This window comes from Mesorhizobium sp. URHB0026 (assembly GCF_054059755.1).
Window position 1 is genome coordinate 629,118 of sequence record NZ_JBSSCN010000001.1, and the last position, 25,649, is coordinate 654,766.

The following is a 25,649-nucleotide window of genomic DNA, read 5'->3' on the forward strand; positions in this document are numbered from 1 at the left end:
GATGGATATCTTCAACGCGGTCATCCAGGTGCTGGACTCTACCATCCGCTTGTCGGTGCCGCTGCTGCTTGCCTGCCTCGCCGGCCTCTATTCGGAGCGGGCCGGAATTTTCGACATCGGCCTCGAAGGCAAGATGCTGGTCGGCGCCTTCGCGGGTGCTGCCGCGGCTTCGGTGTTCCATTCCGCGCTTATCGGCCTCGGCATGGCGATCCTGATCTCCGTCGCCTTCGCTTTGGTGCACGGCTTTGCCTCGATCACCCATCGCGGCAACCAGATCGTTTCGGGCGTTGCGATCAACTTCGTCGCCGCCGGATCGACCATCATTCTTGGCCAGGCATGGTTCCAGCAGGGTGGCCGCACGCCGGCGCTACAACCGGGCGAACGATTTCGAGGCGATCATCTGGCCCGGCGCCGATGCAATCAGGGGCGTGCCGATCATCGGTCCGATCTATGCCGAACTGATCTCCGGCCATTCGATCCTCGTCTATTTCGCCTTTGCGATGGTGCCGTTCACCTGGTGGGTGCTGTTTCGCACGCGCTTTGGGCTCAGGCTGCGCGCGGTCGGCGAGAATCCGGCCGCGGTCGACACCGCCGGCATCTCGGTCGCCTGGCTGCGCTATCGCGCGCTGATCTGCACGGGCATCCTGACCGGATTCGCAGGGGCCTATCTTTCGATGGTGCAGAATGGCGGCTTCGTGAAGGACATGACGGCGGGCAAGGGCTACATCGCGCTGGCCGCGCTGATCTTCGCCAAATGGAAGCCGGTCAACGCCATGTTCGCCTGCCTGCTGTTCGGCTTCCTCGACGCGGCGTCGATCCGCCTGCAGGGAACACCGCTGCCCATTGTCGGCAAGGTGTCGGTGCAGTTCATGCAGGCCCTGCCCTATATCCTCACCGTCATCCTGCTTGCCGGCTTCATCGGCAAGGCCATCCCGCCGCGCGCCGGCGGCGTGCCCTATGTCAAGGAACGCTAACGCTCGACAGTTCGGCGCGGACGAAGCGCCGGGTGTTGGACATGATCGTCGGAGAGAACACCTGAATGTCGCATGATCTGTTCGAAGCGGCCAAGGCTGCCATGGCCAAGGCCTATGCGCCCTATTCCAAGTTCCCGGTGGGCGCCGCCCTACGCACCGAGGACGGACGCGTCTTCACCGGCGCCAATATCGAGGTCGCCTCTTATCCGGAAGGCTGGTGCGCCGAGACCACCGCGCTTGGCCATTACATCATGGGCGGCGGCGGCAAGATCGTTGAAATCGCCGTCCTTGCCGAACGCATGGCCAAATGCTCGCCTTGCGGCGGCTGCCGCCAGCGGCTGGCCGAATTCTGCCGCCCGGAAACGAAGCTCTATCTCTGCGATGCTACAGGCGTCGCAGAAACGGTCACGATGGGCGACATGCTGCCCTATGGCTTCCGCGGCGACATCTTGAAATGAAGAGCTGGCTGTTATGACGCAAAAAACGGTCGACCACCTTATCGAAAGGCTGGACGGCCTGGCGCCGTCGACCGCGCTGGTGTTGGGTTCCGGCTTGGGCGGCTTGGTCGACCGGATCGAGAATCCGATTCGCGTCTCCTATGCCGACCTGCCCGGCTTTCCCAGGAGCGGTGTCAGCGGCCACGCCGGCCAAGTGGTCGCCGGGCTGTTTGCCGGCGTTCCGGTGCTCATGCTGTCCGGCCGTGCCCACTACTATGAGCATGGGGACGCCGCGGCAATGCGACCGGTGCTGGAGGTGCTCGCCGGCATCGGCGTCACGAAACTGATCCTCACCAACGCAGCCGGCTCGGTCGATCCGGATATGCCGCCGGGTTCGGTGATGCTGCTCACCGATCATATCAACTTCTCCGGCACCAACCCGCTGATCGGCGAGCCCAGCGACCGCCGTTTCGTCGGCCTGACCGAAGCTTATGATGCCGGCATCCGCGACGCGATCGAAGGCGCGGCGAAGGCGACCGGCACAGCGCTGCACAAGGGCGTCTACATGTGGTTCTCGGGCCCCTGTTTCGAGACACCGGCCGAAATCCGCATGGCGCGCATCATGGGCGCCAACGCCGTCGGCATGTCGACCGTGCCGGAAGTCATTCTCGCGCGTTTCCTCGGCCTGCGCGTCGCCGCCTGCTCGGTCATCACCAATTTGGCCGCCGGCATGACCGGAGCCGAGCTTTCGCACCAGGAAACCAAGGACATGGCGCCGGTCGGCGGATCGCGGCTGGCAACGGTGCTGCAGCGCGTGTTCCGTGACGGGCTGCTGGAGAGCTGATGCTTCCACAGGAAATTATCCGTCACAAGCGCGACGGCCACAGGCTGGCGCCTCACGAGATCGCCGCCTTCATCGACGGCGTGACGTCTGGTACCGTAACCGACGGCCAGGTCGCGGCCTTCGCCATGGCGGTGTTCTTCAACGGCATGAACCGCGACGAGGCGGTGGCGATGACGCTGGCCATGCGCGATTCCGGCGACGTGCTCGACTGGTCGGATTTGCCAGGCCCTGTCACCGACAAACATTCCACGGGCGGTGTCGGCGACAATGTCTCGCTGATGCTGGCGCCGATCGTTGCCGCCTGCGGTGCCTATGTGCCGATGATCTCGGGCCGCGGCCTCGGCCATACCGGCGGCACGCTGGACAAGATGGATGCCATCCCCGGCTACATCAGCCAACCCGACATCGCGCTGTTCCGCAAAGCCGTGCTGGAAACCGGCTGCGCCATCATCGGCCAGACCGCCGACCTGGCCCCTGCCGATCGCCGGCTCTACGCCATCCGCGACGTGACCGGAACCGTGGAGTCCGTGCCGCTGATCACCGCATCGATCCTGTCGAAGAAGCTCGCGGCGGGTCTGCAATCTCTGGTGCTCGACGTCAAGGTCGGCAATGGCGCGTTCATGGAGAAGTCCCGGGATGCGACCGCGCTTGCCAATAGCCTCGTCGAGGTTGCCAGCGGCGCCGGACTGAAAGTCTCGGCGCTGATCACCGGCATGAACGAACCGCTTGCCTCCGCCGCCGGCAATGCCGTCGAGGTGCGCAATGCCGTCGATTTCCTGACCGGCCGCCTGCGCGACCGGCGGCTGGAGGAGGTGACGCTGGCGCTGGCCGCCGAAATGCTGCAGTCGGCGGGACTGGTATCGTCGAACCAGGACGGCATGCGCCGCGCCACCGAGACGCTCGCCAGCGGCCGCGCCGCCGCCACCTTCGCGCGCATGGTGACGGTGCTTGGCGGCCCCATTGATTTCATCGAGAAGCCGGAGAAATATCTGTCGGAAGCAGAAACGGAAATCGCGGTGAAGGCGACGTCAGAGGGTTTCGTCACTGGCATCGCCACCCGCGACATCGGTCTTGCGGTCGTCGGCCTAGGCGGTGGCCGCACCCGGCCCGACGACAAGATCGACTCCTCGGTCGGCATCACCAGGCTGCTGCCCATAGGCGCGGAAGTACACGTCGGAGATGCCCTGGCGCTGATCCACGCCCGCTCACCGTCCGATGCCGAGACGGCAGCCGCGACCGTGCTCTCAGCCTATGCGATCGGTGCTTCGAAGCCGGCCGCCGACAAGTCGGTCATCCGGCGGATTCTGCCGCGTGGCTGAGTGGACCTACTGAACCAGAAGCAATGTGCCGTTCTCAGCCTGGTATTTGCCGAGCCTGTTGAGGAAGCTCATGCCGATCAGGTTGGTGCGCAGTGCCCTGTCGTCGAGCACGATCGCCTGCACACCCTCGACGCTGATGCTGCCGATCTGCAGGCGATCGATCGTCACCACGGCTGCCTTGATGGTGCCGTTGGCGGTGTTGACCTCGTGGCTGAAATCGGAGGGATTGAGCGACAGTCCGATCCGACGTGCCGTCGACATATTGACCGCGACCAGCGTCGCACCGGTGTCGATCATGCCGTCGACTTGACGGCCGTTGAGCTTGAAGGTCGACGAGAAGTGTCCGCGCCCGTCCGCCGCGACCACGACCTTCCGGCCGGTCGGCAGCGGCGCTACCGGCTTGTCGGGAACGGAAGCCAGGCTGACATCCGGTTGCGTCTCGCCCGCTGGCTTGGCCGTCACCGCCGATTTCAGCAGGTTTTCGAATATTCGCGGATTCGACTGGTAAACGACCGGGATCGATGCCGACGCACCGGCAAAGACGCTGAGAATGAGAAGCTTGCGCAGCATGGATCGGCCTTTGTGAAGAGCTGATCATTAGCGCCGGATGGTGTTTGCCGCTTTAAGGCGCGCCGGAACCCCGTCTTTGCGTAAACGCCTGGTAAAAAACACCAAGCACATTGTTCGGTGTTACTTCGTCCCGTACATGCGGTCGCCGGCATCGCCAAGGCCGGGCATGATGTAGCCCTTCTCGTTGAGCTGGCGGTCGATGGACGCGGTAAAGACCGGAACATCCGGATGCGCCTTGGTAAAGCGCTCGATGCCTTCGGGCGCCGCCAGCAGGCACAGGAAGCGGATGTTGGTGGCGCCGCGCTCTTTCAACTTGTCGATCGCCGCGATCGCCGAATTGGCTGTCGCCAGCATCGGGTCGACGACGATGACCAGCCGATCGGCGAGGTCGCTCGGCGCCTTGAAGAAATACTCGACGGCCTCCAGCGTTTCGTGATCGCGGTAGAGGCCGACATGGGCGACGCGGGCCGCCGGCACCAAGTCGAGCAAACCTTCGAGCAAGCCGTTGCCGGCGCGCAGCACCGAGGCGAAGACCAGCTTCTTGCCCTCCAGCGTCGGAGCCTCCATCGTCTCCATAGGCGTTTCGATGGTTGTCGTTGTCAGTTCGAGGTTGCGGGTGACCTCATAGCCGAGCAGCAGCGATATCTCACGCAGCAACCGCCGGAAGCCGGCCGTCGAGGTTTCCTTCTTGCGCATGATGGTCAGCTTGTGCTGGACAAGCGGATGATCGACGACGGTGACGCCCTTCATGATGTTCTCCTGATGCGTGTCGCCCGAGACCGCGCGCATGGATCCTTTCGGATATGCCGCGCTTCAAGCTGCTTGGGCGAACCCTAGCGACAATGGACCGGCCAAGGAACCGCTTGGCCCGCACCGACCACAGCTTTGTCGGAAGAAATCAGCGTGTCGCGCCGTTCAGCCGGGCGAGAAGCGCTGTCTTGGTCTTCCTGTCGACGAAGGCGGCTTCGATGGCTGTTCTGGTGACAGCGGCAAGCGCCTTTTCGCTCATCGAGAAATGTTCGGCGGCGATATCGTATTCGCGCTTCAGCGAGGTCCAGAAATAGGGCGGGTCGTCGGAGTTGAGTGTCACCTTGCAGCCGGCCGCCTGCAGGGCGGGAAAGGGATGATCGGCGAAACTGTCGAACACCTTGAGCGCGATATTGGAGCCGGGGCAGCATTCCAGCACGACACCCTCGTCGGCGATACGCCGGACAAGGTCGGTGTTTTCGATGGCGCGCACGCCATGGCCGATGCGCGACGGGCGGATATGGTCGAGTGCCGCTTGGACGGTTTCCCAGCCCGTCAGTTCGCCGGCATGGACGGTGATGCCGAGCCCGGCCTCGCGCGCGATCTCGAAAGCCCTGACATAGTCCTCCATCTCGCCCACGCGCTCATCGCCGGCGACGCCGAACCCGGTGACCAGCGGGTGGCCGCAACGCGCCGCGAAGCGTGCCGCACGCTCGATCGACTCGACACCGACATGGCGCACGCCGGTGACGATCATGCGCCCCTCGATGCCGGTTTTTGCCTTGGCGCGCAGCATGCCTTCGCCGAGCGCATCGGTGTAGGCCTTGGGTGACAGCCCGGCTTTCGCCGCGTGGTCCGGCGAGGTGAACACCTCGGAGTAGATGGCGCCATCGCGGGCCAGGCTGGTCAGATAGTGGTCGGCCAGCCGCGCATAATCCTCCTCGGTCCGGAACAGGTCGGCGGAGAAATCATAGGCTGCGAGAAAGGAGGTGAAATCGTGCCAGACGAAGGAACCGTTCTGGATATAAGGCGAGGTGTCCTTGTCGTATTTCTGCGCCTGGCGGATGACGAGATCGGGCGCCGCTGCCCCTTCGATGTGGCAGTGCAGTTCCGCTTTCAGAGGCATTCAATCATCCCGTCGGTCAGTCCAGGTCTTGAAACCCACCACCTGGAAGCGCGGCTGAACACCGCGCCTTAAACAATAGCGCCCGCATCATCGATCGGCTATGGTCCCGCCGGTTTTATGACGGATCAAAAAAATGTCAGTTGAGAGAACCACGGCCGCCGGCGGCATGGAAACCTCCTATGGTTTCAAGCGTGTAGGGGAAGGCGAGAAGCAATCCCTGGTCAACGATGTTTTCCACAAGGTCGCCAACCGCTACGACCTGATGAACGACCTGATGTCTGCCGGCCTGCACCGGCTGTGGAAGGATGCCATGGTCGCCTGGCTCAATCCGCCCAAGCTCGCGGGCTGGCGCGTGCTCGATGTTGCCGGCGGTACCGGCGACATCGCTTTCCGCATCGTCGATGCCAGCCATGGGCATGCCCATGCCACCGTGCTCGACATCAACGGCTCGATGCTCGCCGTCGGCCGCGACAGGGCCGAGAAGAAGGGTTTGTCCGCCAACACCGATTTCGTCGAGGCCAACGCCGAGGAACTGCCCTTCCCTGACGCCAACTTCGACGCCTACACCATCGCCTTCGGCATTCGCAATGTCCCGCATATCGACGTGGCCCTGGGCGAGGCGTTCCGCGTGCTGAAGCCCGGGGGTCGTCTCCTGTGCCTGGAGTTCTCGGAGGTCGAGATGCCGCTGCTCGACAAGGTCTACGAAGCCTGGTCGTTCAATGCCATCCCCAGGATCGGCAAGTTGGTCACCGGGGACGGCGAGCCCTATTCCTATCTGGTCGAATCGATCGCGAAATTCCCCAATCAGCAAAACTTCGCGGCGATGATTTCTCGGGCCGGCTTCGGCCGCGTTTCCTTCCGCAACTATTCCGGCGGCATAGCGGCCCTGCATTCGGGCTGGAAGCTTTGAAGCCGTCGCCGATCTTCCTCACGCGACGAGCCTTGCGCCAGTTCGATGAACCGGTAGGGCGGATGCGGCCATGAGCACCGTCAGCGCGGGGTTCCGGCTCGTACGGGCCGGTTGGGTGCTGGTGCGCGAGGGCGTCGTTGCCGCCTTGCCCGGCGAGGAACTGTCCGGCCTGCCGAAATTCGGCTGGCGGCTGGCTCGGCTGTTCACCCGCCGCCGCGCGCTCGCCTATCAGCGCAGTGATCGGCTGGCCAAGGCGGTGGTCCGGCTCGGCCCATCCTACGTCAAGCTTGGTCAGTTCCTGGCCACGCGGCCCGATGTCGTCGGCAACGACATGGCGCTCGATCTCGCCATGCTGCAGGACAAGATGCACACCTTCCCGACGGCCGAAGCGGTCGCCGCGATCGAAGCCTCGCTCGGACGCAAACTCGGCGATCTTTACAAGCAATTCGGCGACCCGGTCGCCGCGGCTTCCATCGCTCAGGTCCATGCCGCTGAAACCGTCGATGGTGGTGTCGTCAGGAAGGTAGCGGTCAAGGTCATCCGGCCGGGCGTGCGACGCCGCTTCTTTCAGGACCTCGAAAGCTATTTCCTCGCCGCCCGCCTGCAGGAGAAATACATACCGTCGTCGCGTCGGCTGAGGCCGGTCGAGGTGACCGAGACGCTGGCGCAGACCACCAGGATCGAGATGGACCTGCGCCTCGAGGCGGCCGCGCTCTCGGAACTTGGCCAAAGCACCAGGGAAGACCCTGGCTTCCGCGTCCCTTCGGTGGACTGGGAACGCACCGGCCGCGACGTGCTGACCATGGAATGGGTGGACGGCGTCAAGATGAACGACATCGCCGGCCTGCAAAGCGCCGGCCATGACCTTAAGGCAATCGCCGCCAACCTCATCCAGTCTTTCCTGCGCCATACGCTGCGCGACGGCTTCTTCCACGCCGACATGCATCCGGGCAATCTGTTCGTCGAGGCGAACGGCACCATCGTCGCCGTCGATCTCGGCATTGCCGGGCGCCTCGGCAAGAAGGAGCGCCGCTTCCTCGCCGAGATCCTCTACGGCTTCATTACACGCGACTATCTGCGCGTCGCCGAGGTGCATTTCGAGGCCGGCTATGTCCCGCGCCAGCACAATGTCTCTGCCTTCGCCCAGGCGATCCGTGCCATCGGCGAGCCGATCCACGGCCAGCCCGCCGAAACCATTTCGATGGCCAAGCTTCTGACGCTGCTGTTCGAGGTGACCGAACTCTTCGACATGGCGACACGGCCGGAATTGATCCTGTTGCAGAAGACCATGGTGGTTGTCGAGGGCGTGGCGCGCACGCTGGATCCGGCTTTCAACATGTGGAAGACCGCCGAACCGGTGGTCGGCGGCTGGATAGCCGGGAACCTCGGGCCGCGCGGCTTGCTGGCCGACGCGCGCGACGGCGGCAAGGCGATGCTGGCGCTGATCCGCCAGGCGCCGGAACTCGCGGCCCGTACGGAACGGCTGTCGCGAGAGATCGACCTGATGGCCGAGCGCGGCCTGCGCTTCGACGAGGCGACCGCCCGAGCCATAGGTAAGGCCGAAGCGCGCTACAACCGTTCCGGCCGTGTCGCCTTATGGGTGATCGCGCTGACGCTGGTCTACATTGCCTGGACGCTTCACTAGGCCCGTATTGGCGGCAAGCCAGCTGGTTGCGGCAATTTGATTGCATTGCTATCATCGCTATCAGGCAAGATGAGTAGAGTGCAATCACATGGCCAGCATCACGATCCGTAACCTAGACGATGAGGTCAAGGAGTTGCTGCGCGGCCTGGCCGCGGCAAACAATCGCTCCATGGAAGAACAGGCGCGGGTGATGATCCGGGCCGCTGTCGACGGCCAAGTGGGCCCGGTTGGTCGTCTCGACCAGATCGAGAAAGCCCTGCAAGAACTCACCAATTCGCAAGGCACGCCGATCCGGGCGTCAGCCTTGACAGGCAAGAGCTTGCCGCGAGGCACGCTTTCCAACAAGCGCATCCTGCTTATCATCGGCGGCGGCATCGCCGCTTACAAGGCGCTCGACCTTATTCGCCGGCTGCGCGAGCGCGGCGCGGCGGTACGCGTCGTCATGACATCGGCGGCGCAGGAGTTCGTCACCACGCTGTCGGTCGGTGCGCTCTCCGCCGACCATGCCTTCACCGACCTGTTCGACCGCAAGGATGAGCACGATGTCGGCCACATCAGGCTGTCGCGCGAGGCGGACCTCCTGGTGGTGGCGCCCGCCACCGCCGACCTGATGGCCAAGCTCGCCAATGGCCATGCCAGCGATCTGGCCTCGACCGTGCTCATCGCCACCGACAAGCCGGTCCTGATGGCCCCGGCGATGAACCCCAGGATGTGGTCGCATCCCGCCACCCGCCGTAACCGCGCGAGCTTGGGCAAGGACGGCATCACCTTCGTCGGCCCCGCCAAGGGTGAGATGGCCGAGAGCAACGAGGCCGGCGAAGGCCGCATGGCCGAACCGCTGGAGATCGTCGCCGCGGTCGAGGCGCTGCTCGATGCCGGCCCCAAGCCACTGGCGGGACGCAAGATCATCGTCACGTCGGGCCCGACGCACGAGCCGATCGACCCGGTGCGCTATATCGCGAACCGCTCGTCCGGCAAGCAGGGCCACGCCATCGCCGCGGCATTGGCAAGGCTCGGCGCCGATGTGCGCCTCGTCTCCGGTCCCGTCACCATCGCCGATCCGACCGGAGTGAAGACCCTCCATGTCGAACGGGCGCAGGAGATGCGCGACGCGGTGGAACAGCTTCTGCCCGCCGACGCCGCGGTGTTCGTCGCCGCCGTTGCCGACTGGCGCACCGAGAATTCAGCCGGTGAGAAGATCAAGAAGGTCGCGGGCGAAGGCCCGCCGGTGCTGCGCATGGTCGAAAACCCCGACATATTGGCGAGTGTCGGCCACCACGAGCAGCGACCAGCTCTGGTCGTCGGCTTTGCCGCCGAGACGCAGGATCTCTTGCGCAACGCCGAGGCCAAGCTCAGGAAGAAAGGGGCCGATCTTATCGTCGCCAACGATGTGTCGCACCAAAGCGGCATCGGTTCTTCAGGCGTGATGGGCAGCGATCGCAACCGGGTGCGGATCGTGTCGAAGGCCGGCGTCGAGGAATGGCCTGAAATGACCAAGGACGAGGTAGCGGCACGGCTTGCCGCGCTCATCGCCGAGCGGTTGAAGACGATCGTCGTCTGACAAGTGTCGGCGGAAGCGTTGGCCGCCAACACCCCTGTCGCTTGCGGTGAGCCAAGCCGTCAGTTGGCCAAAAGCTCCGCCGTGCGGGCAAGCGCACCGCTGAAGCCATTGAGCGGAATGGAAAAGCTTACGACTTGCCCCGTATCGGCCGCGAACGCATCGATCTTGAGTGTGGTGCCGTTCTTGAGCAGCGGCGTGACATTGGCATCGAACGCCACTGGCACTAGGCAGCCGATCACCTGGCAGGTGCTGAACGGCGGGCTGCCGTCGAGCTTCTGATCGTCGACGGTCAGCGCGACACCCTTTGCAAGCGCCAGACCGAAAGGCAGGGCGAGCGTTCCGGTCGCATCCTCGCCGGTCTTGTTCGACAGCTCGATCGACAAAAGCCGCTGGTTGCTTCGCTTGTTAAACTGCTGATGCGACAGGCTGCAGACCTTGTTCGTGCTCGATATCTGGCAATTGACCGTCCAGTCACCATGGGTTTCGGACAAGGCCGAAGCACCACCCGGCAGTTGCGGCGCGTCAGTTGCGGCGGGCGGCGTTGCCGTCACCTTGTCGCCCTTGGTTTGCGCCGCCATGGCCGGCAGGCCTGCGATGCAGGCAGCACCCAGCACTGATGCGAAATACGCGTATTTCCTCATCAAGATCTCACCCGCCCGGCTCCGCCTCCGTTTCCCGAAGGCGCCATTATACCTGACGGACATGCCGACGCCATTGCCGCAATTCAGCTCGAGGCAGGCGCCGACCCGATAGAGCGGCGAATCGATCGCCTCCGTCAGTGCAATGCGGGGTTGCCAGCAGATTCTCCGCCGCGGCGAAGCGGCCTTCGATCTCCCCCTCCTTGGTGGAAAAAGTTGAAACCGGCAACCGACCCTTCTTCCTTACCGGAACACGCAGCCAGCGCGCGGGTACCAGCCCTTGCGCGGCTCGGTTGGCGTGAGGCTGATCGGCATTCGCCATGGCATCGCCGGGCAAACGTCCTATATATCTGGTGTGATGAGATTTCTTGCAGGAATGGATGGATGTATACGCGTCGTTCATCGATGATTTTCCCATTGGTGGTGCTGGCTGGAGCGGTTTCCGCCGGCTTTGCGACGCCCGCTTCCGCGCAGGTGCTCAATCCCGCGGTCAGAAACAACACACTCATCCAGCAGAACGATCTGCAAGCCTTGCAAAACCGGGTTCAGCGGCAGCAGTTTCAGCAGCAGCAACAGCAGTATCGTGCCCAGGATCGCATCATCGTCCAGCAACCGCCGCCGGTCGTGCCGCAGGTCAGGCCGAGCTGCCAGACGCAAATAATCGGCAACACCGCCGTGAGCACCTGCCGCTGACGGACGGGCAGCTTCTTTTATTTAGCCGACTTACATGATAGGGCACTTCGGATGTCCCTGCGGTAGTTTGGATTTTCCAAAGGCGTCGCGGCACGCTAAGGGGCATTGCAGCGACTGGATTATTGAGATGGCAGCCACCAAGAAAAAGGCCGTACGCCAAGCCAAGCGGGGCGAAGGGATCCGCCAGGTGGCGGCGATACCCTTCCGGGTAAACGCGCATGGCGGCATCGAGGTGATGCTGGTTACATCGAGAACCACGAGACGCTTCATCGTGCCCAAGGGATGGCCGATGAAAGGCAAGAGCGGGCGCAAGGCAGCCACCATCGAGGCGCTGGAGGAAGCCGGCGTGCTCGGCAAGACGCTGAAGCAGCCGGCGGGCACCTATTCCTATTGGAAACGCTTGGCCAACCGCTTTGTCCGCGTCGACGTCGTCGTGTTTCTGCTGGAAGTGACGGAAGAGCTTGCCGATTGGCAGGAAGCCAAGCGGCGGCAGCGGGCCTGGCTGGCGCCGGCCGACGCCGCGATGCTCATCGACGAGCCCGATCTCTCGACGCTGGTGAACACCTTGAAGCTTCCCGGGCCCACGCCGCTCGAGCAGGCATAAGCCTCAATTGTCCGCGCCCTCATCTCCGGGAAGCGGCCGTGCCGGCGGACCGCTATAGGCCCACAGCCATTCGCGCGGCAGCGGCCCCTTGTTGCGCTCGGACTGCTGAGATTGCTCCCAGGCATGCGCCAGGATGCCGACGGAACGCGACAGCACGAAGAGCCCGCGCGTCAGCGGCGGCGGAAAGCCGAGCTCGCCATAGATGACGGCGGTGGCGCCATCGATGTTGAGCGGGATTTTTTTGCCCTTGCGCCGCGCTACGTCGGCCTCGACGGCCTCGGCGATGTCGGCAAAGCGGCCGTTGACCACGCCACGCGCGGCAAAATCTCTGACCAGTTCCAGCAGGCGCGGCGCGCGCGGATCGACAGGATGGAAGCGATGGCCAAGCCCCGGCACATAGCCCTTCTCCTGCCCGAAGAACCGGTCGAGACGTGTCGAAACCGCTTCGTTTAGGGCCATGCCGCCATCGAGCGCCACGGCAATATCGCCATAGAAGGAAAGCGCCTGCTCGCCGGCGCCGCCATGCACGTCGCCCAGCACGTTGATGGCCGAGGCCATGGCGCTGTTGATGCCGACGCCACAGGTGGCCGCCATGCGGGCGATGGCGATCGACGGCGCCTGTGGCCCGTGGTCGACGGCCGCCCCCAAGGCAATGCCGAGCAGTGCCGCCTCGTCCTCGCTGGGCAATTCGCCACGCAGCATCAGCCAGATGACAGCCGGGAAGCTGACGCGGCCGATCAGGTCCTGGATCTCGTAGCCGCGCAGCCGGATCACACCGGGGCTCATCTCGATGATGCCGGTCTGCCACCATTCCTCGCCGCGCGCGCGGCCTGTTTTCTTCTCCACGCCGCTCATGTCAGGGCCTTTGCCTTGGCGTGCGGCGGCAGACCGGCGAACACCTCGTCCATGTGCTCGCCCAGCACTGGCGGCGGCCGCGTCGGCAACGGTGCCGTGCCGTCTATCATGAAACCGCCGCGCAGGACGGTCAGCGGCCCTTCCATTCCAGCCACATTCTCGAAACGAGCCGTCACCTGGCGTTCGAGCACCTGTGGTTCGGTCAGCACTTGTGGGATCGTCAGTACCCGGCCCGCCGGCACGCCGGCTCGGTTGAGCGTCTCTTCCCAAATTGCCGCCGGATCGCTTGCCAGAGCATCCTCGATCTCGGCCTTGAGCGCGGCGCGGTTCTGCTTGCGGGTTTCGCGCTCGGCAAAGCGCGGGTCCGACGCCAGTTCCGGCCGTCCGATCAGACGGCACAGCGCCACGAACTGCTCCTGCTTATTGGCGGCGATGTTGATGAGCCCGTCGCCGGTGCGGAAGGCGCCGGAGGGAGCCGCCGTCATGTTCTCATTGCCCATCGGCTTGGGATCGACCCCTGCCGTCAGATAGTTGGAAACAGGCCAGCCAAGTGCGGAAAGCGTGCATTCGAGCATCGACACGTCGAGGAACGCCCCCTCGCCCGATGTCTTCAGCCTGACCAGTGCCGCGGCGATGGAGAACGCGCCGACCAAGCCTCCCAGCGTGTCGGCGACGGGATAGCCGACGCGCAGCGGCGCGGTTTCCGGCGTGCCGGTTATGCTCATGATCCCGGAAAGACCCTGGATGATCTGGTCATAGGCCGGGTTGTCGCGCATTGGCCCGCTCTGCCCGAAACCCGATATCGCGCAATAGACGAGGCCCGGGCGGACCGCCCTCAGCATCTCGTAGCCAAGCCCGAGGCGTTTCATCACGCCGGGACGAAAATTCTCGACCAGCGCATCGGCGCTGGCGACCAGGTCGAGGAAGCGCTCGCGATCCGTCTCGTTCTTGAGGTCGAGCATGACCGATCGTTTGCCGGCGTTCTGGGCCAGGAACGATGCGCCCATACCCGCGCTGTTGAGCTTTGGCGAGCCGCCGAGCTGGCGCGCCAGGTCGCCGCCTTGCGGCCCTTCGACCTTGATCACGTCAGCTCCCAGCAAGGCCAGCTGATAGGCACAGTAAGGCCCGGCGAGAACATTGGTCAGGTCGAGGACGCGGATACCGGAAAGCAGGTCTGTCATATCTTTTCAGATCGCTCAGGCATCGCCCGGCACATGTTCGGGACCACGCCGCCGCCGGTGCTCGATGAAGGCCCAGACATGCGGCCCGACGAGGCCGATGAAGGCGAGCGTCAGCAGGGTCAGCGACAGCGGATGCTTGTAGAACACCGACCAGTCGCCGTTGGAGATAGTCATCGCCCGTCGGAACTGGGTTTCGGCAAGCGGTCCCAGGATCATGCCGATGATGACGGGCGCGGTCGGGAAATCGAATCGCCGCATCAGGAAGCCCGCGGCGCCCAGGAGATAGAGGATGACGAGATCGATCGGCGACTGCGAGATGCCGTAGGTGCCGACAGTGGCGAACACCAGGATCCCGGCATAAAGTTGCGGCGCCGGGATCTTCAGCAGCCGCACCCACAGGCCGATCAGCGGCAGGTTGAGGATGACCAGGATGACATTGGCGATGAACAGGCTGGCGATCAGCCCCCAGACGAGATCGGCCTGTGTCGTCAACAGCAGCGGTCCAGGGTTGATACCGTAGCTCTGGAAGGCCGACAGCATGATCGCCGCCGTCGCCGAAGTCGGCAGCCCAAGCGTCAGCATCGGCACCAGCACGCCGGCCGCGGACGCGTTGTTGGCGGCTTCGGGGCCTGCAACGCCCTCGATGGCGCCGACCGTGCCGAACTCCTGCTTGTGCTTCGACAGTTTCTTTTCGATGGCATAGGACAGGAAGGTCGGGATCTCGGCGCCGCCGGCCGGCATGGCGCCGATCGGAAAGCCGATCGCCGCTCCCCGCAGCCAAGCCTTCCATGAGCGGCCCCATTCGGCCGCCGTCATGTAGAGCGAGCCTTTCAGCGGCACGATCTCGTCCTTGCCGGCATAGCGGCGCGAGGCCATGTAGAGCGTCTCGCCAACCGCGAACAGACCGACGGCGGCGATGATGACGTCGACGCCGTCGAGCAATTCCGTCATGCCGAAGGTGAAGCGCGGCTGGCCCGTCTGCAGATCCACGCCGATCATCCCGATTACAAAGCCGGCAAACAGGCTGGTCAGGCCTCGCACCGCCGACGACCCAAGCACCGCCGAAACCGTGATGAAGGCGAGCACCATCAGCGAAAAATACTCCGCCGGGCCAAAAGCCAGCGCGAACTTGACCACGACCGGGGCCAGGAAGGCGACGCCGAGCGTGCCAAGGGTGCCGGCGACGAACGAGCCGATCGCGGAGGTGGCGAGCGCGGCGCCGCCGCGGCCGGAGCGGGCCATCTTGTTGCCTTCCAGCGCCGTCACGATGGTTGCGCTCTCGCCTGGCGTGTTGAGCAGGATCGACGTCGTCGAGCCGCCATACATGGCGCCGTAATAGATACCGGCGAACAGGATGAAGGACGCCTCCGGCGCCACCTGATAGGTGATCGGCAACAGCAGCGCGATGGTCAGTGCCGGCCCAAGTCCAGGCAGCACGCCGATGGCGGTGCCAAGCGTCGTGCCGAGCAGGCACCACAAAAGATTGGTCGGGCTGAAAGCGACCGCGAAACCATGTGCGAGATGGCTGAGCGTATCCATGGTCTCAGCCTCCCAGCGTGCTTGTGAACGCGTCGATCACCATGTTGAGCTGGTTCTCGACAAAACCGGCGCCGATGTTGACGCCGAGCGCCTTGGCAAAGCCGAAATAAGCAGCCAGCGCCAGCACAAGGCCGGTGAGCACATCCCGCAGCGTATGCCTGCTGCCGAAGCCGTAACAGACCAGAACGAACATGATGACCGATGCGGCCGTGAAGCCGAGCGGCTGGATGAGCACAAGATTGGCCAGCAGACCGATGACGACGAAGCCCATCGCCTTCCAGTCGGTCGGCGTTTCCTTTTCCTCCTCCGGCTGCCAGCCGCCGCGAAGCGCGGCGAGGATGAGTGCCAGGGAAAGCACAACCAGTCCGACCATGGTGAGATAGGGAAAGACGGTCGGACCAACCTTGGAATAGAGCGGCGAGATCGGGATCGCCAGCGTCTGCCAGGCCACGGCCCCGGCGCAGGCCAGGAGGCCGACGCCGATCAGCAATTCCGGCACGGCCAGCCGCGAGGGCGCCGCCTGCTGGTTGATGGTGCTCATGAATGTCCTCCCGCTATGGATGGCCGAGACCGCGGCCAACCTTCGCCGTGCCCTCTAGTACCGATCGCCTCCCTGCGGCCGGCTGCAATTGAAGAATGTGGGACGGCTCGCGCCGTCCCTTGGGGAAAATCAGGCGAGACCGAGATCTTTGAGGATGGCCTCGATGCGAGCCGAATCCTCGGTGACGAATTTCGCGTAATCGTCGCCGGTGAGCAGGATGGACGTCCAGTTGCGGTTCTTGCATTCGGTCGCCCATGCATCGCTCTTGGCCATGGTTTCGACCAGCGTGATCATCGCCGCCTTGTCGGCGTCGGAAATGCCGGGCGGCGCGAAGACGCCGCGCCAGTTGAACAGTTCCACATCGATGCCGGCTTCCTTCAGCGTCGGCGCGTCGATGCCGTCCTGGCGCTTGTCGGCCGAAATGGCGAGCAGCCTGAGCGCGCCCGCCTTGACTTGCTCGGAGAACTCGCCGAAGCCGGAAATGCCGGCCGCCACCTGGTTGCCGAGCAATGCCGACAGAGCTTCGCCGCCCCCCGCGAACGGTACATAGGAGAGGCTGGGAGCCGGAACGCCAACCGTCTTGGCGATCAGGCCGAACAGGATGTGGTCGGAGCCACCGGCCGAGCCGCCCGCGACAGGAACCTTCGTCGGGTCGGCCTTGAGCGCCGCGACGAAATCGGCGGCCGTCTTGAACGGCGAGTCAGCCGGCACCACCAAGGCCTCGAACTCACCGGTGAGACGAGCGATGGGCGTGACTTGGGTCAGGTTGTTGGCTGCCTTGTTGGCGATGATAGCCCCCACCATGACCATGCCCGCGACCATGAGCGAATTGCCTTTGCCGCTCCACTGATTGATGAACTGCGGCAGCCCTACCGTGCCGCCGGCGCCACCGACATTGGTGATCTGGGAGCCGGAGATGAGCTTCTCGCCGCGCAGCACCTGATCCATCGTGCGCGCCGTCTGGTCCCAGCCGCCGCCGGGCGCTGCCGGCACGAAGATTTGGACTTGAGGTGCACCTTCGGCGAAGGCGGGTGAGAAATGCGATGCCACCAGCCCGGCCGCGCCAGCCGCCACCGTGCTCATCAAAAATCTGCGTCTGTTCAGCATGGGATTCCTCCAGATCACGACACCTCCTCCGGTGCCTGCCAAAACGCGCCTGTTCACAGACCCGTGATCAAGTTCAAGCAGATTTTACCTTGTTCCGTCAACAGGAACGACATTCTTCTGGACAGAACGGTGCGGTGGCGCGACAGAGTGGTTCCGCTCGGGCTTCTCCGGATTGGGAACCGCAATGGACTTACAAGGCAACTCGGCTGATGCCGAAATCCGGCGCACCTCCGTCGAAGGTGTTGCGGCACTCGACCGGGCGATCGCCATCCTCGATGCCTTCAGCACGGCCGACCGCTCGCTAAGTCTTGCTGAAATCGCGATGCGCACTGGGCTTTACAAAAGTACGATACTGCGGCTCGCCAATTCGCTGTTGCGCGGGCAACTGCTCGAGCGCCTGGACGATGGGCGCTATCGCGTCGGACCCGCCGCCTTTCGGCTTGGCGCGCTTTACCAGCGTTCGGTGGTGGCGGCGGACATCCTGTTGCCGATCATGCGCGATCTCTCCGAACGAAGTTGGGAGAGTGTTGCCTTCTACGTCCGCTCGGGAGACGTGCGCACCTGTCTTTATCGGGTCGAATCCAAGCATCCGATCCGCTACACGATACGCGAAGGCGACGTATTGCCTCTGCTGGCCGGCTCGGGCGGGCGCGTGCTGGCGGCGTTTTCGGGACAGCAGGGCGAACCCTACGAAACCATCCGTAAAACGTTCAATTGTCTCGCTGTGGGTGACCGGGACCACGAAACGGCAGGCGTCTCGGCACCGGTTTTTGGGCCGGGCCACGTGCTGCTTGGCGCCTTGACGCTGGCTGGTCCAAGCACGCGCGTCGACGCTGCCTTCCTTGGGCGCATGAAGCGCCCGCTGCTTGAGGCGGCGGCCCGCGCCACTCGCGCCTTCGGCGGGGATGCCTCCATGCTGGATCAGGTGAGCCTCGCGACGGAGGCTTGGCCCTAGCTCCCGCCATTATGGCGTCGGAAGACCTCCAACTTCCGTTCGCCGCCCTTGTAGGGAAGCTGCGGCTCAAGGCCGGCCGCGGCAGGTCAGGTGTGCAGCGGTTTTCCGTCCGGAATTGCGCGTTTGTAGCGCCTGGCCGGTTGGTTGTCGGCGCCCTCCGCCTCGCCTGACACCGCTCAGGGCAGCCGCTCCAACAGGATGGTCGGCGCATCGTGATAGAGGGTCTGCGTCAGCTCGGTATAGCCGCACTTCCTGGCGACGTTCAGCGAAGCCGTATTTTCGGGATCGATGATGCAGACGGTTCTGGCACGTCCGAACGTCTCGTCGCCCCAGCCATGCACGCGGCTGACGATCTCCGTGGCAAGGCCGGCGCCGTGCGCGGCCGGGGCGAGCGCCCACCCCGCCTCTGGGATGCCTTCGATCGACGGCTCCATGTCGCGCTTCAGATCGTGGAAACCGGCCTCACCGACGAAGCGGCCGGTCGCTTTCTCCTCGATGGCCCAGAAGCCGTAGCCAAGCAGCGACCACAGGCCGGCATGGCGCAGGAAGCGCATCCAGCTTTCCTCACGCGTGCGCGGCTTGCCGCCGATGAAGCGGGTGACGACGGGGGCGGCCCACATGGCGGTATAGGCATCGAAATCCTCCAGTTGGTGCGCCCTTAGAATGGTTCGCTCGGTCTCGATGACCGGAACGCCGTGCGGATTTTTCATGACGATATGCCTCGCTGATCGTCAGCGCTTAGCAAATCGCTGGTGCGGTGCAAGGGCCAGGGCGATACGCGCCATCATCCAGGGAGGCCTAGTTGATCGAAGAGAACTTCAGCCGTGCCAAACCATATTCATGTAGACACCACCACGCTGCAATTCATCCAGCATCTGGTCGAGCCGCTTTCGCCTGGTGTCCGGACGCTTGGCGCGGCGGATCCAGCCCAGATAGTCGTTCCTCCGATAGTCCGGCCTAGCCTCATAGGCGGTCGTCAGCCCGCGCTCCACCAGGGCAGCGCGGACCGTGTCGGTCATCGGGTTCACGGCTCGTTTCAATCCGGTCACGTCTGCGAACGTAACCTGCCAGGATTCGGCGTCAACGCTGCCTATGGCTAGGTGCGGACTCCGCTATGGGAAATCCATGCGGCGGTGTTATTTTCCCCGCGGGATGATTCAGCACCTGCCAACGCGACCTTTTCACAGGCGAGTTTGGGACCATCGACGTGGAGCGACGAGCATGGATACAACCGACCTTGCGCTTGCCATTGTTCATCACCTGCTGGTGTTCTCGCTGGCGGGGATCATCGGCGCCGAATTCGTGCTGATCCGTGGCGACCTGCCCGCCGCGACACTGAAGCGGCTCGCCGCCATCGACCGCCATTACGGCATCATCGCCGCCCTCATCATCGTCGTCGGCATCGGCCGTCTCGTCTGGGGGCTCAAAGGCTGGGAGTTCTACGTCCACAACTGGGTGTTCTGGGCCAAGATGACGGCGTTTGCGATCGTCGGTCTGCTGTCGATCATCCCGACCGTCCGTTTCATTTCCTGGAACAGGCAGGCCAGCGCCGATCCATCCTTCGCCGTGCCCTTGGGCGAACTGGCTTCGGTGAAGACCTACATCCGCGCCGAGGCCGTCGTCTTCCTGCTGATCCCGGTGTTCGCGGCGGCGATGGCGCGCGGCTACGGCATCTGATCTTCGGCGGCGACAGTTTCAAGCGGAGCGATCGGCACCAGGGGCGCCGGAATGCTGTTCGTCTTCACCTCTGCCTTGCAAATATCGGCAATGACGCAGGCCGGGCAATCCGGCTTGCGCGCCTTGCAGACATAGCGGCCGTGCAGGATCAGCCAGTGATGCGCATGGCGCATATACTCGTCCGGTATGATCTTCAACAACCCCTGCTCGACCTGTTCCGGCGTCTTGCCCGGCGCCAGGCCAAGCCGGTTGCCGATGCGCAAGATATGCGTGTCGACCGCCATCGTATGCTGGCCGAAGGCCATGTTGAGCACGACATTGGCGGTCTTGCGCCCGACACCGGGCAACTTGACCAGTTCATCGCGGTCATCCGGCACCTCGCCGCCATGGTCGCTGATCAGCGCCTGCGATAGGGCGATGACGTTCTTGGCCTTGTTGCGCCAGAGACCGATGGTCCTGATATAGTCGCCGACCTTGGTTTCACCGAGCGCCAGCATCTTTTGCGGCGTGTCGGCAACCTTGAACAGAGCCCGCGTCGCTTTGTTGACACCCGCATCGGTCGCTTGCGCCGAAAGCACCACCGCCACCAGCAGCGTGAAGGCATTGACGTGTTCGAGTTCGCCCCTCGGCTCCGGCCGCTGTACCGAAAAACGCCGGAAAATCTCATGCACTTCGGCCGGGCTGTAGCGGGACGAGCGCCGCAGCGGCCGAGGGCGCGGCTTGGCATTGGACCCATCACGCCGTCCGGCCGGCAGCTCTTTTTCGGGCATGGAAGACTCATTGGACTTGGGACGCGCCATTTCCCTCCTATAATAGTCTGTCATGAGTGACACAAACGCCTCGTTTCAGGCTGACGAGCCCTTCTTTCATGCATTGCTGACCCCGCACCGGTCGCTGGGCAGGACGGGCTTCCTGATCCTGATGGGCGCACTGATGTTCGGCTGGCTGGTGACGGGTGCGTTTTTCCTGTCGCGCGGTGCCTGGCCGGTGTTCGGCTTCTTCGGCCTCGACGTGGTGGCCGTCTACATCGCCTTCCGCGTCAATTACCGGGCTGCACGCGCCCGCGAGGAAGTGTCGGTCTCGCGCACCAGCCTCGACATTCGCAAGACGGCCCCCTCGGGAAAGTCGGAAGCGCATCGCTTCAATCCGTTCTGGGTACGGTTTTCGATCGCCCGGCACGCCGAGATCGGCATCACCAAAATGACCGTGGAAGCACAAGGACAGAACGTGCCGATCGGCGGCTTCCTCGACCCCGATTCGCGCGAGAGCTTCGCCACCGCCTTCTCGCGCGCGCTGGCGACCGCCAAGGCGCGCTAAAGGCAATTCCAGGAAATTTCCGTTGGGAATTGCGTGGAAACAAACAGATAGGGCGGTTCGCGACTAACACTGTGCTTCAGAAGCGATACCGCAGCAGCCTGCCGATCTTGCGCAGCGCCGGAACGTATTTCCAAAGGCGAACGAACAGCTTGGCGGACCAGCCCATTCGGGCAGCGTGCTCAGGCTTGTAGGCCGAGATGCCCTCGCTGAACCGCAGCTTCGGAACCGCCCGTTCCAGTTCGTGCGGGTCGTCGATCGCCAATGGACCTTGGCGCGCCCGTCGCCTTGATCGTCGGATTGAGACGAAGCAGCGTCAGGCCGAAACGGCTATAGGCGTCGAAGACCAGTTCGCCGCCGGGTCCGCGAAATGAACCCAAGCAGCGGATCCGCTCGAACCCCGGGTCTATCTGGGCAAGGGCTGCAAGAAGGCAAGTTTCGGGTGGCGATCCGCGCCCCAAGGGGCGATATTCCAGCCCAAGGAGACAGGTCCATGAGCACACACACGGCAGTCCTCAAGAAGGACATCACGCCTGAGGGCAGCGACTACGAAATCGTGCGCCGCGCCATCGAAAAGATCAGCCTCGACTATCGCGACCAGCCATCGCTGGAAGAACTGGCCGAGGAGGTCGGCGAGACGCCGACCGGCTTGCAAAAACTCTTCACCCGCTGGGCCGGCCTTTCGCCCAAGGCCTTCCTGCAGGCGGTGACGCTGGACCATGCGCGCAGGCTGCTCGATTCAGGAATGCCTCTGCTCGAAACCTCCTTCGAACTGGGCATGTCCGGCCCCGGCAGGCTGCACGACCTGTTCGTCACCCATGAGGCGATGTCACCGGGCGACTACAAGACGCGCGGCGCTGGCCTCACCATCCGCTACGGCTATCACAGCTCCCCGTTCGGCACTGCCCTGATCATGGCCACCGACCGCGGGCTTGCCGGCCTCGCCTTCTGCGACGCCGGCGAGGAACGCACCGCTTTTGCCGACATGTCCGGCCGCTGGCCGAACGCGCTCTATGTCGACGACAGGGAAGCGACAGGGCCCTATGCCGCGCGCATCTTCGAGCCGACGCTCTGGCGCGCCGATCAGCCGCTTCATGTCGTCATGATCGGGACCGACTTCCAGGTCCGCGTCTGGGAGGCGCTGCTCCAGATTCCGATGGGCAAGGCCCGTACCTATTCCTCGATCGCGGCCAGCATTGGTGCGCCGAGCGCCAGCCGCGCGGTCGGCGCCGCCAACGGCGCCAACCCGCTCTCCTTCGTGGTGCCTTGCCACCGCGCCATCGGCAAATCAGGCGATCTCACCGGCTATCACTGGGGCCTGACCCGCAAGCGCGCCATCCTCGGCTGGGAGGCGGGGCAGATTTCGTCGTGAAATGTCGATTTTTGCTTTCCGTCGCATAGAATATACCAATATTTGGAATACGCAGTATTATTGCGCATGAATTTGGAACTTCTGGATACAACCTTGGACAACCGCCGGTTTCTTCACCGCGTTCTTTCAAATCCTTATTTGAGTTTACGCTAAATTAACCACGATAAAGCGATGATGATCCATATTAATTCGGGCGATCCGACTTAATAGGAGGATCTCGATGAAGTTGTTCCGCACCGTGTTTGGTGCAGCCTTGCTGGTCATGTGCCTGGACCACGCGGCGATGGCCACAACGCAGAATGTCATTTTCAATGGCACCATCACCGCGACCTGTACGCTCGTTGTCGGCACCAACGGCACGATGACGGTGAGCGCGGACCTTCAGTCGCTGAGCTCCCACAACAGCGGCGGTTCGGCTGGAACAGTCACGCTCACCACCACGGGGGGTGTTTCACTTAGCGTCGATCCGGTGACCCTCACCACTGTGCCCGCCGCGGACAGCACGGCCACCACCTGGACACCCACCTATTCGGCCAGCGGCGCTCACACGACCGCTGAAACGGGGGCCACCACCGCCCTCACTGTCCCCGGCGCCGACCTTGTCTCGGTCCATCTCGCCGGCACCAAGGGCGGCAGCAACCGCTTCGCCACCGGAAACTATCAGGCAACGGTAACACTGCGCTGCGAATAGGCCGTCGCGAAGGAGGGGTCCTTGAAACATGCACGAGTCCTGGCAACGGCGCTGGCCGTCGGCCTGCCGGCCATTGCCGCCAGCGCCCAGTCGATGTCGCCGATGCGGGGTGAGGTCAACAGTTTCACCGACGCCTTCGCGGTCCGCGTGTTTCCCGCCAATCCCTACGGCCAGAAGATCAAGGTCGAAATCCACGTCTACGATCAGAATTTTCAGCCAGTGGACGCCAAGATCTCTCCGAGCGTTTTCCAACTGGGCTCGCAGGCGTCCCGTCCTGTCCTCGTGGTCGTGCCCTTCGGCGGCGCTGCCGAGCGTAAAGTGCGTATCTGTACCGAGAGCATCCCCTTTCCCAATCAACAGACGCAGATAAGGGCACAGATATGCGGAAAGTTTTTTGGGCACCGCAAGTCCTGACAGTCGCGTTTGCGGCAATCTGGGCAGGGATCTCGCCGGTTTTGGCCGAGGATGTCTACAACCTCAATCAGAATGAGAGCGGCTTCAACCTGCCCGGCGTGACCTTGCCTCAAGGGCAGGATGAGGTCCACGCTTCCGACGGAACCACCTGTCGCTCGGCCGTATCGGGCACCGGTGCCTATCTCGACCTTGGCGTCATCAGAGGCAACAATCAGGCGAACAACGACATCGCCACCTACGGCCGTGTGGTGATTCCGATCGGGCGTACGCCGAAGCGCGTCGATTGCAGCCGCCTCTACGAGCTTGAGGTCGAGCGCCTGCAGCTGGAGCTGAAGCTCCTCAAGATGGGCCTCGGCGGTGACGGGCCGACTGCGAGCGTGGCAGCTAGCGCTCCCACGCCCGTGGCCGCATCACCCGGATGGGCCAACGAAGGCTGGAGCATCAGGACCGGAAGCGGCGATGGCAAGAAAAAGAAGAGGAAATAACCGCGCGCTGCTCGCGATGGCCGCGCTCGCCGGCTGCTGCCTTCCGGCGCAGGCTGCGATCATCGGCACCTGCACCATCATCGTCGGGGCATCGGGCACCATGACCGCAAATCCGGCCATCGGCATACTGGGTTCCAAGCAGGCAGGCGGATCAAGCGCCAGCGCCACCGTGGTGGCAAGTTCCTTTCTGTGCTCGCTGCTCAACTTGCTGGACTGCTATTCGGTTTCAGCACCGGCGCCTGCGGCATTCTCGTCCGCGCCGAGCGGCGGCGGCACCAACGTGACCTTCGCCTCGGTCTTCCGCCTCGATGGCTCGGGGGTCGACAACAACGGAAGCGTGCCGCAAAGGGTCGCCAACGGCACCCACGCCATGCAGATCGACCTCACCGCCACCAAGTCGAGCGGTATCTTTCCCGCCGGCAACTATCAGGGCATCGTCACCGTGCGATGCGAGTGAGGCGGCAAATCACGCTGGACCATTCGCGTGGTCTGGCATCGCAGGGCTCGGCAGGATAGCTTCCGCGCATCAGTAGGAGGCATTTCTTGATTATCGTAGTCGGTTCGATCAACCTCGACCTTATCGCCAATGTCGATCGCTTGCCGAGCCCCGGTGAGACGGTGAGCGGTTCCAGCTTCAAGACGGCCCCCGGCGGAAAGGGCGCCAACCAGGCACTCGCCGCCGCGCGTGCCGGGGCTCAGGTGCGGATGGTCGGCGCCGTCGGCAAGGACAATTTCGCACCGGAGGCACTGGCTTTGCTGCGCGAGGCCAAGGTCGACCTGTCGGGCGTGGGAGAAACCTTCGCCTCGACCGGCACGGCGCTGATCATGGTCGGCGATGACGGCGAAAACATCATCGCCGTCGTGCCCGGCGCCAACGCTTCCGTGGTGCCCGGCGACCTCTCCAAGGCTTTTCTGACAAAGGGCGACGTCGTGCTGCTGCAGCATGAAATTCCGCTCGCGACGGTGGATGCGGCCCTAGACCAAGCAAGGGCGGCCGGCGCGATCACTGTCCTCAACACCGCCCCTTTCCATGCCGGGGCAGCCGCCTTCCTCGGCAAGGCCGACTATGCGGTCGCGAACGAAACCGAATTCGACCTCTATGGCGAAGCCCTTGCCCTGAAAGGCCGCGATCGTGCGGCGCGCATCCGCGACTATGCCAGCAAGACTGGACGCATCATCGTCGTCACGCTCGGCGGCGACGGCGTGATGGCGGCGACGCCGAGCGAATTCCTGACCGTCGCTGCTTTGCAGATCACGCCGGTCGACACGGTCGGGGCCGGCGACACCTTTTGCGGCTATTTCGCCGCCGGCCTGTCGTCGGGCCTCACGCTCGAACAGGCATTGGCGCGTGCCGGCGCCGCCGGCTCGTTGGCTTGCCTCAAGCCCGGCGCCCAGCCGGCGATCCCGCTGGCCAAGGATGTCGACCAGGCCTTGCAGCAAGCCCGTTGAG

30 protein-coding genes and 1 pseudogene are annotated in these 25,649 nt (G+C 63.9%); 18 read left to right on the forward strand and 13 right to left on the reverse strand.

Features of this window, described 5'->3' with window-relative positions; genetic code table 11:
• Nucleotide 1: 1 nt before the first annotated feature.
• The 4 genes and pseudogenes from ACVWWD_RS03155 (at nucleotide 2) to deoA (ending at nucleotide 3,574) form a co-directional block, all read left to right on the forward strand.
• Nucleotides 2-974: pseudogene (locus ACVWWD_RS03155) on the forward strand (ABC transporter permease).
• Nucleotides 975-1,039: 65 nt separating this feature from the next.
• Nucleotides 1,040-1,432 (forward strand): cytidine deaminase, encoded by a 393-nt coding sequence (gene cdd, locus ACVWWD_RS03160; protein WP_023770583.1) that lies wholly within the window; start codon nucleotides 1,040-1,042, stop codon nucleotides 1,430-1,432.
• 13 nt (nucleotides 1,433-1,445) lie between these two features.
• Complete coding sequence (locus ACVWWD_RS03165; protein WP_352546690.1) at nucleotides 1,446-2,255, forward strand: purine-nucleoside phosphorylase; 810 nt, start codon at nucleotides 1,446-1,448, stop codon at nucleotides 2,253-2,255.
• A complete protein-coding gene (gene deoA / locus ACVWWD_RS03170; RefSeq protein WP_352546689.1) occupies nucleotides 2,255-3,574 on the forward strand; it encodes a thymidine phosphorylase in 1,320 nt (439 codons plus the stop codon). Before ACVWWD_RS03165 ends, deoA begins: the two co-directional genes overlap by 1 nt.
• 6 nt (nucleotides 3,575-3,580) lie before the next feature.
• Here the strand turns inward: deoA and ACVWWD_RS03175 are convergent, their stop codons facing one another.
• From ACVWWD_RS03175 to ACVWWD_RS03185, 3 genes are all read right to left on the reverse strand, one after another.
• Nucleotides 3,581-4,144: a TIGR02281 family clan AA aspartic protease gene (locus tag ACVWWD_RS03175; protein ID WP_352546688.1), complete on the reverse strand. Its 564-nt coding sequence runs from the start codon at nucleotides 4,142-4,144 to the stop codon at nucleotides 3,581-3,583.
• Between the two features lie 120 nt (nucleotides 4,145-4,264).
• Nucleotides 4,265-4,894: a uracil phosphoribosyltransferase gene (gene upp / locus ACVWWD_RS03180; protein ID WP_015315749.1), complete on the reverse strand. Its 630-nt coding sequence runs from the start codon at nucleotides 4,892-4,894 to the stop codon at nucleotides 4,265-4,267.
• Between the two features lie 148 nt (nucleotides 4,895-5,042).
• Entirely contained in the window at nucleotides 5,043-6,017 is a 975-nt protein-coding gene (locus tag ACVWWD_RS03185) for an adenosine deaminase (protein ID WP_352546687.1), read from the reverse strand.
• Nucleotides 6,018-6,150: 133 nt separating this feature from the next.
• Between ACVWWD_RS03185 and ubiE the strand changes: the two genes are divergently transcribed.
• From ubiE to coaBC, 3 genes are all read left to right on the forward strand, one after another.
• Entirely contained in the window at nucleotides 6,151-6,927 is a 777-nt protein-coding gene (gene ubiE / locus ACVWWD_RS03190) for a bifunctional demethylmenaquinone methyltransferase/2-methoxy-6-polyprenyl-1,4-benzoquinol methylase UbiE (protein ID WP_352546686.1), read from the forward strand.
• Nucleotides 6,928-6,997: 70 nt separating this feature from the next.
• Complete coding sequence (gene ubiB / locus ACVWWD_RS03195) at nucleotides 6,998-8,572, forward strand: 2-polyprenylphenol 6-hydroxylase (RefSeq protein WP_352546685.1); 1,575 nt, start codon at nucleotides 6,998-7,000, stop codon at nucleotides 8,570-8,572.
• Between the two features lie 88 nt (nucleotides 8,573-8,660).
• Nucleotides 8,661-10,133, forward strand: a complete 1,473-nt coding sequence (gene coaBC / locus ACVWWD_RS03200) for a bifunctional phosphopantothenoylcysteine decarboxylase/phosphopantothenate--cysteine ligase CoaBC (RefSeq protein ID WP_352546684.1) — start codon at nucleotides 8,661-8,663, stop codon at nucleotides 10,131-10,133.
• A gap of 59 nt (nucleotides 10,134-10,192) precedes the next feature.
• On the opposite strand, the gene ACVWWD_RS03205 is transcribed toward coaBC, so the two are convergent.
• Nucleotides 10,193-10,774, reverse strand: a complete 582-nt coding sequence (locus tag ACVWWD_RS03205; RefSeq protein ID WP_352546683.1) for an invasion associated locus B family protein — start codon at nucleotides 10,772-10,774, stop codon at nucleotides 10,193-10,195.
• Between the two features lie 381 nt (nucleotides 10,775-11,155).
• On the opposite strand from ACVWWD_RS03205, the gene ACVWWD_RS03210 reads away from it, so the two are divergent.
• On the forward strand, nucleotides 11,156-11,464 hold the full coding sequence (locus tag ACVWWD_RS03210; protein WP_023781198.1) for a hypothetical protein: 309 nt from the start codon (nucleotides 11,156-11,158) through the stop codon (nucleotides 11,462-11,464).
• A 127-nt stretch (nucleotides 11,465-11,591) separates the two neighbouring features.
• Nucleotides 11,592-12,068 carry an NUDIX hydrolase gene (locus tag ACVWWD_RS03215; protein WP_023781197.1) on the forward strand — a complete coding sequence of 159 codons (477 nt, stop codon included), beginning with the start codon at nucleotides 11,592-11,594 and terminating at the stop codon, nucleotides 12,066-12,068.
• 3 nt (nucleotides 12,069-12,071) lie between these two features.
• On the opposite strand, the gene ACVWWD_RS03220 is transcribed toward ACVWWD_RS03215, so the two are convergent.
• From ACVWWD_RS03220 to ACVWWD_RS03240, 5 genes are all read right to left on the reverse strand, one after another.
• Complete coding sequence (locus tag ACVWWD_RS03220; RefSeq protein ID WP_023781196.1) at nucleotides 12,072-12,923, reverse strand: citryl-CoA lyase; 852 nt, start codon at nucleotides 12,921-12,923, stop codon at nucleotides 12,072-12,074.
• Nucleotides 12,920-14,104 carry a CaiB/BaiF CoA transferase family protein gene (locus ACVWWD_RS03225; protein WP_023781195.1) on the reverse strand — a complete coding sequence of 395 codons (1,185 nt, stop codon included), beginning with the start codon at nucleotides 14,102-14,104 and terminating at the stop codon, nucleotides 12,920-12,922. Before ACVWWD_RS03225 ends, ACVWWD_RS03220 begins: the two co-directional genes overlap by 4 nt.
• Before the next feature lie 15 nt (nucleotides 14,105-14,119).
• Entirely contained in the window at nucleotides 14,120-15,643 is a 1,524-nt protein-coding gene (locus tag ACVWWD_RS03230; RefSeq protein ID WP_023793776.1) for a tripartite tricarboxylate transporter permease, read from the reverse strand.
• Between the two features lie 4 nt (nucleotides 15,644-15,647).
• Nucleotides 15,648-16,184, reverse strand: a complete 537-nt coding sequence (locus tag ACVWWD_RS03235) for a tripartite tricarboxylate transporter TctB family protein (RefSeq protein ID WP_352546682.1) — start codon at nucleotides 16,182-16,184, stop codon at nucleotides 15,648-15,650.
• A 129-nt stretch (nucleotides 16,185-16,313) separates the two neighbouring features.
• Nucleotides 16,314-17,291, reverse strand: a complete 978-nt coding sequence (locus ACVWWD_RS03240; protein WP_023770597.1) for a Bug family tripartite tricarboxylate transporter substrate binding protein — start codon at nucleotides 17,289-17,291, stop codon at nucleotides 16,314-16,316.
• Between the two features lie 184 nt (nucleotides 17,292-17,475).
• Here ACVWWD_RS03240 and ACVWWD_RS03245 point away from each other — a divergent pair, with 184 nt between their 5' ends.
• Nucleotides 17,476-18,246 (forward strand): IclR family transcriptional regulator, encoded by a 771-nt coding sequence (locus tag ACVWWD_RS03245; protein ID WP_023770598.1) that lies wholly within the window; start codon nucleotides 17,476-17,478, stop codon nucleotides 18,244-18,246.
• 176 nt (nucleotides 18,247-18,422) lie between these two features.
• Here ACVWWD_RS03245 and ACVWWD_RS03250 read toward each other — a convergent pair whose 3' ends face one another.
• Nucleotides 18,423-18,956, reverse strand: a complete 534-nt coding sequence (locus tag ACVWWD_RS03250; RefSeq protein ID WP_352546681.1) for a GNAT family N-acetyltransferase — start codon at nucleotides 18,954-18,956, stop codon at nucleotides 18,423-18,425.
• A gap of 108 nt (nucleotides 18,957-19,064) precedes the next feature.
• Nucleotides 19,065-19,265 (reverse strand): YdeI/OmpD-associated family protein, encoded by a 201-nt coding sequence (locus ACVWWD_RS03255; protein ID WP_352546680.1) that lies wholly within the window; start codon nucleotides 19,263-19,265, stop codon nucleotides 19,065-19,067.
• Between the two features lie 202 nt (nucleotides 19,266-19,467).
• Between ACVWWD_RS03255 and ACVWWD_RS03260 the strand changes: the two genes are divergently transcribed.
• On the forward strand, nucleotides 19,468-19,923 hold the full coding sequence (locus ACVWWD_RS03260; protein ID WP_023793768.1) for a DUF2214 family protein: 456 nt from the start codon (nucleotides 19,468-19,470) through the stop codon (nucleotides 19,921-19,923).
• Here ACVWWD_RS03260 and nth read toward each other — a convergent pair.
• On the reverse strand, nucleotides 19,911-20,723 hold the full coding sequence (gene nth, locus ACVWWD_RS03265; RefSeq protein WP_023793765.1) for an endonuclease III: 813 nt from the start codon (nucleotides 20,721-20,723) through the stop codon (nucleotides 19,911-19,913). The genes ACVWWD_RS03260 and nth overlap by 13 nt on opposite strands.
• Nucleotides 20,724-20,745: 22 nt before the next feature.
• Between nth and ACVWWD_RS03270 the strand changes: the two genes are divergently transcribed.
• Nucleotides 20,746-21,240 (forward strand): DUF2244 domain-containing protein, encoded by a 495-nt coding sequence (locus ACVWWD_RS03270; protein WP_023770603.1) that lies wholly within the window; start codon nucleotides 20,746-20,748, stop codon nucleotides 21,238-21,240.
• 76 nt (nucleotides 21,241-21,316) lie between these two features.
• Here the strand turns inward: ACVWWD_RS03270 and ACVWWD_RS03275 are convergent, their stop codons facing one another.
• Nucleotides 21,317-21,502, reverse strand: coding sequence for a hypothetical protein (locus ACVWWD_RS03275; protein ID WP_352546679.1), 186 nt, complete (start codon nucleotides 21,500-21,502; stop codon nucleotides 21,317-21,319).
• Between the two features lie 228 nt (nucleotides 21,503-21,730).
• Here ACVWWD_RS03275 and ACVWWD_RS03280 point away from each other — a divergent pair, with 228 nt between their 5' ends.
• The 6 genes from ACVWWD_RS03280 to ACVWWD_RS03305 all read left to right on the forward strand — a co-directional run bounded on the left by ACVWWD_RS03280 (nucleotide 21,731) and on the right by ACVWWD_RS03305 (nucleotide 25,648).
• Nucleotides 21,731-22,609, forward strand: coding sequence for a bifunctional helix-turn-helix domain-containing protein/methylated-DNA--[protein]-cysteine S-methyltransferase (locus tag ACVWWD_RS03280; RefSeq protein ID WP_352546678.1), 879 nt, complete (start codon nucleotides 21,731-21,733; stop codon nucleotides 22,607-22,609).
• A gap of 220 nt (nucleotides 22,610-22,829) precedes the next feature.
• Complete coding sequence (locus tag ACVWWD_RS03285) at nucleotides 22,830-23,300, forward strand: hypothetical protein (protein ID WP_023770606.1); 471 nt, start codon at nucleotides 22,830-22,832, stop codon at nucleotides 23,298-23,300.
• 21 nt (nucleotides 23,301-23,321) lie between these two features.
• Complete coding sequence (locus ACVWWD_RS03290) at nucleotides 23,322-23,714, forward strand: hypothetical protein (protein ID WP_023770607.1); 393 nt, start codon at nucleotides 23,322-23,324, stop codon at nucleotides 23,712-23,714.
• Nucleotides 23,681-24,199, forward strand: a complete 519-nt coding sequence (locus tag ACVWWD_RS03295) for a hypothetical protein (RefSeq protein ID WP_023770608.1) — start codon at nucleotides 23,681-23,683, stop codon at nucleotides 24,197-24,199. Before ACVWWD_RS03290 ends, ACVWWD_RS03295 begins: the two co-directional genes overlap by 34 nt.
• Nucleotides 24,174-24,656, forward strand: coding sequence for a hypothetical protein (locus ACVWWD_RS03300; RefSeq protein WP_023770609.1), 483 nt, complete (start codon nucleotides 24,174-24,176; stop codon nucleotides 24,654-24,656). Before ACVWWD_RS03295 ends, ACVWWD_RS03300 begins: the two co-directional genes overlap by 26 nt.
• 86 nt (nucleotides 24,657-24,742) lie before the next feature.
• Nucleotides 24,743-25,648, forward strand: a complete 906-nt coding sequence (locus ACVWWD_RS03305; protein WP_457102905.1) for a ribokinase — start codon at nucleotides 24,743-24,745, stop codon at nucleotides 25,646-25,648.
• Nucleotide 25,649: the final 1 nt, after the last annotated feature.

Bases quoted from the DNA above. Each gene is read 5' to 3' on its own strand.
- cdd (WP_023770583.1), top strand. From the start codon at position 1,040: ATGTCGCATGATCTGTTCGAAGCGGCCAAGGCTGCCATGGCCAAGGCC.
- ACVWWD_RS03165 (WP_352546690.1), top strand. From the start codon at position 1,446: ATGACGCAAAAAACGGTCGACCACCTTATCGAAAGGCTGGACGGCCTG.
- deoA (WP_352546689.1), top strand. From the start codon at position 2,255: ATGCTTCCACAGGAAATTATCCGTCACAAGCGCGACGGCCACAGGCTG.
- ACVWWD_RS03175 (WP_352546688.1), bottom strand. From the start codon at position 4,144: ATGCTGCGCAAGCTTCTCATTCTCAGCGTCTTTGCCGGTGCGTCGGCA.
- upp (WP_015315749.1), bottom strand. From the start codon at position 4,894: ATGAAGGGCGTCACCGTCGTCGATCATCCGCTTGTCCAGCACAAGCTG.
- ACVWWD_RS03185 (WP_352546687.1), bottom strand. From the start codon at position 6,017: ATGCCTCTGAAAGCGGAACTGCACTGCCACATCGAAGGGGCAGCGGCG.
- ubiE (WP_352546686.1), top strand. From the start codon at position 6,151: ATGTCAGTTGAGAGAACCACGGCCGCCGGCGGCATGGAAACCTCCTAT.
- ubiB (WP_352546685.1), top strand. From the start codon at position 6,998: ATGAGCACCGTCAGCGCGGGGTTCCGGCTCGTACGGGCCGGTTGGGTG.
- coaBC (WP_352546684.1), top strand. From the start codon at position 8,661: ATGGCCAGCATCACGATCCGTAACCTAGACGATGAGGTCAAGGAGTTG.
- ACVWWD_RS03205 (WP_352546683.1), bottom strand. From the start codon at position 10,774: ATGAGGAAATACGCGTATTTCGCATCAGTGCTGGGTGCTGCCTGCATC.
- ACVWWD_RS03210 (WP_023781198.1), top strand. From the start codon at position 11,156: ATGTATACGCGTCGTTCATCGATGATTTTCCCATTGGTGGTGCTGGCT.
- ACVWWD_RS03215 (WP_023781197.1), top strand. From the start codon at position 11,592: ATGGCAGCCACCAAGAAAAAGGCCGTACGCCAAGCCAAGCGGGGCGAA.
- ACVWWD_RS03220 (WP_023781196.1), bottom strand. From the start codon at position 12,923: ATGAGCGGCGTGGAGAAGAAAACAGGCCGCGCGCGCGGCGAGGAATGG.
- ACVWWD_RS03225 (WP_023781195.1), bottom strand. From the start codon at position 14,104: ATGACAGACCTGCTTTCCGGTATCCGCGTCCTCGACCTGACCAATGTT.
- ACVWWD_RS03230 (WP_023793776.1), bottom strand. From the start codon at position 15,643: ATGGATACGCTCAGCCATCTCGCACATGGTTTCGCGGTCGCTTTCAGC.
- ACVWWD_RS03235 (WP_352546682.1), bottom strand. From the start codon at position 16,184: ATGAGCACCATCAACCAGCAGGCGGCGCCCTCGCGGCTGGCCGTGCCG.
- ACVWWD_RS03240 (WP_023770597.1), bottom strand. From the start codon at position 17,291: ATGCTGAACAGACGCAGATTTTTGATGAGCACGGTGGCGGCTGGCGCG.
- ACVWWD_RS03245 (WP_023770598.1), top strand. From the start codon at position 17,476: ATGGACTTACAAGGCAACTCGGCTGATGCCGAAATCCGGCGCACCTCC.
- ACVWWD_RS03250 (WP_352546681.1), bottom strand. From the start codon at position 18,956: ATGAAAAATCCGCACGGCGTTCCGGTCATCGAGACCGAGCGAACCATT.
- ACVWWD_RS03255 (WP_352546680.1), bottom strand. From the start codon at position 19,265: ATGACCGACACGGTCCGCGCTGCCCTGGTGGAGCGCGGGCTGACGACC.
- ACVWWD_RS03260 (WP_023793768.1), top strand. From the start codon at position 19,468: ATGGATACAACCGACCTTGCGCTTGCCATTGTTCATCACCTGCTGGTG.
- nth (WP_023793765.1), bottom strand. From the start codon at position 20,723: ATGGCGCGTCCCAAGTCCAATGAGTCTTCCATGCCCGAAAAAGAGCTG.
- ACVWWD_RS03270 (WP_023770603.1), top strand. From the start codon at position 20,746: ATGAGTGACACAAACGCCTCGTTTCAGGCTGACGAGCCCTTCTTTCAT.
- ACVWWD_RS03280 (WP_352546678.1), top strand. From the start codon at position 21,731: ATGAGCACACACACGGCAGTCCTCAAGAAGGACATCACGCCTGAGGGC.
- ACVWWD_RS03285 (WP_023770606.1), top strand. From the start codon at position 22,830: ATGAAGTTGTTCCGCACCGTGTTTGGTGCAGCCTTGCTGGTCATGTGC.
- ACVWWD_RS03295 (WP_023770608.1), top strand. From the start codon at position 23,681: ATGCGGAAAGTTTTTTGGGCACCGCAAGTCCTGACAGTCGCGTTTGCG.
- ACVWWD_RS03300 (WP_023770609.1), top strand. From the start codon at position 24,174: ATGGCAAGAAAAAGAAGAGGAAATAACCGCGCGCTGCTCGCGATGGCC.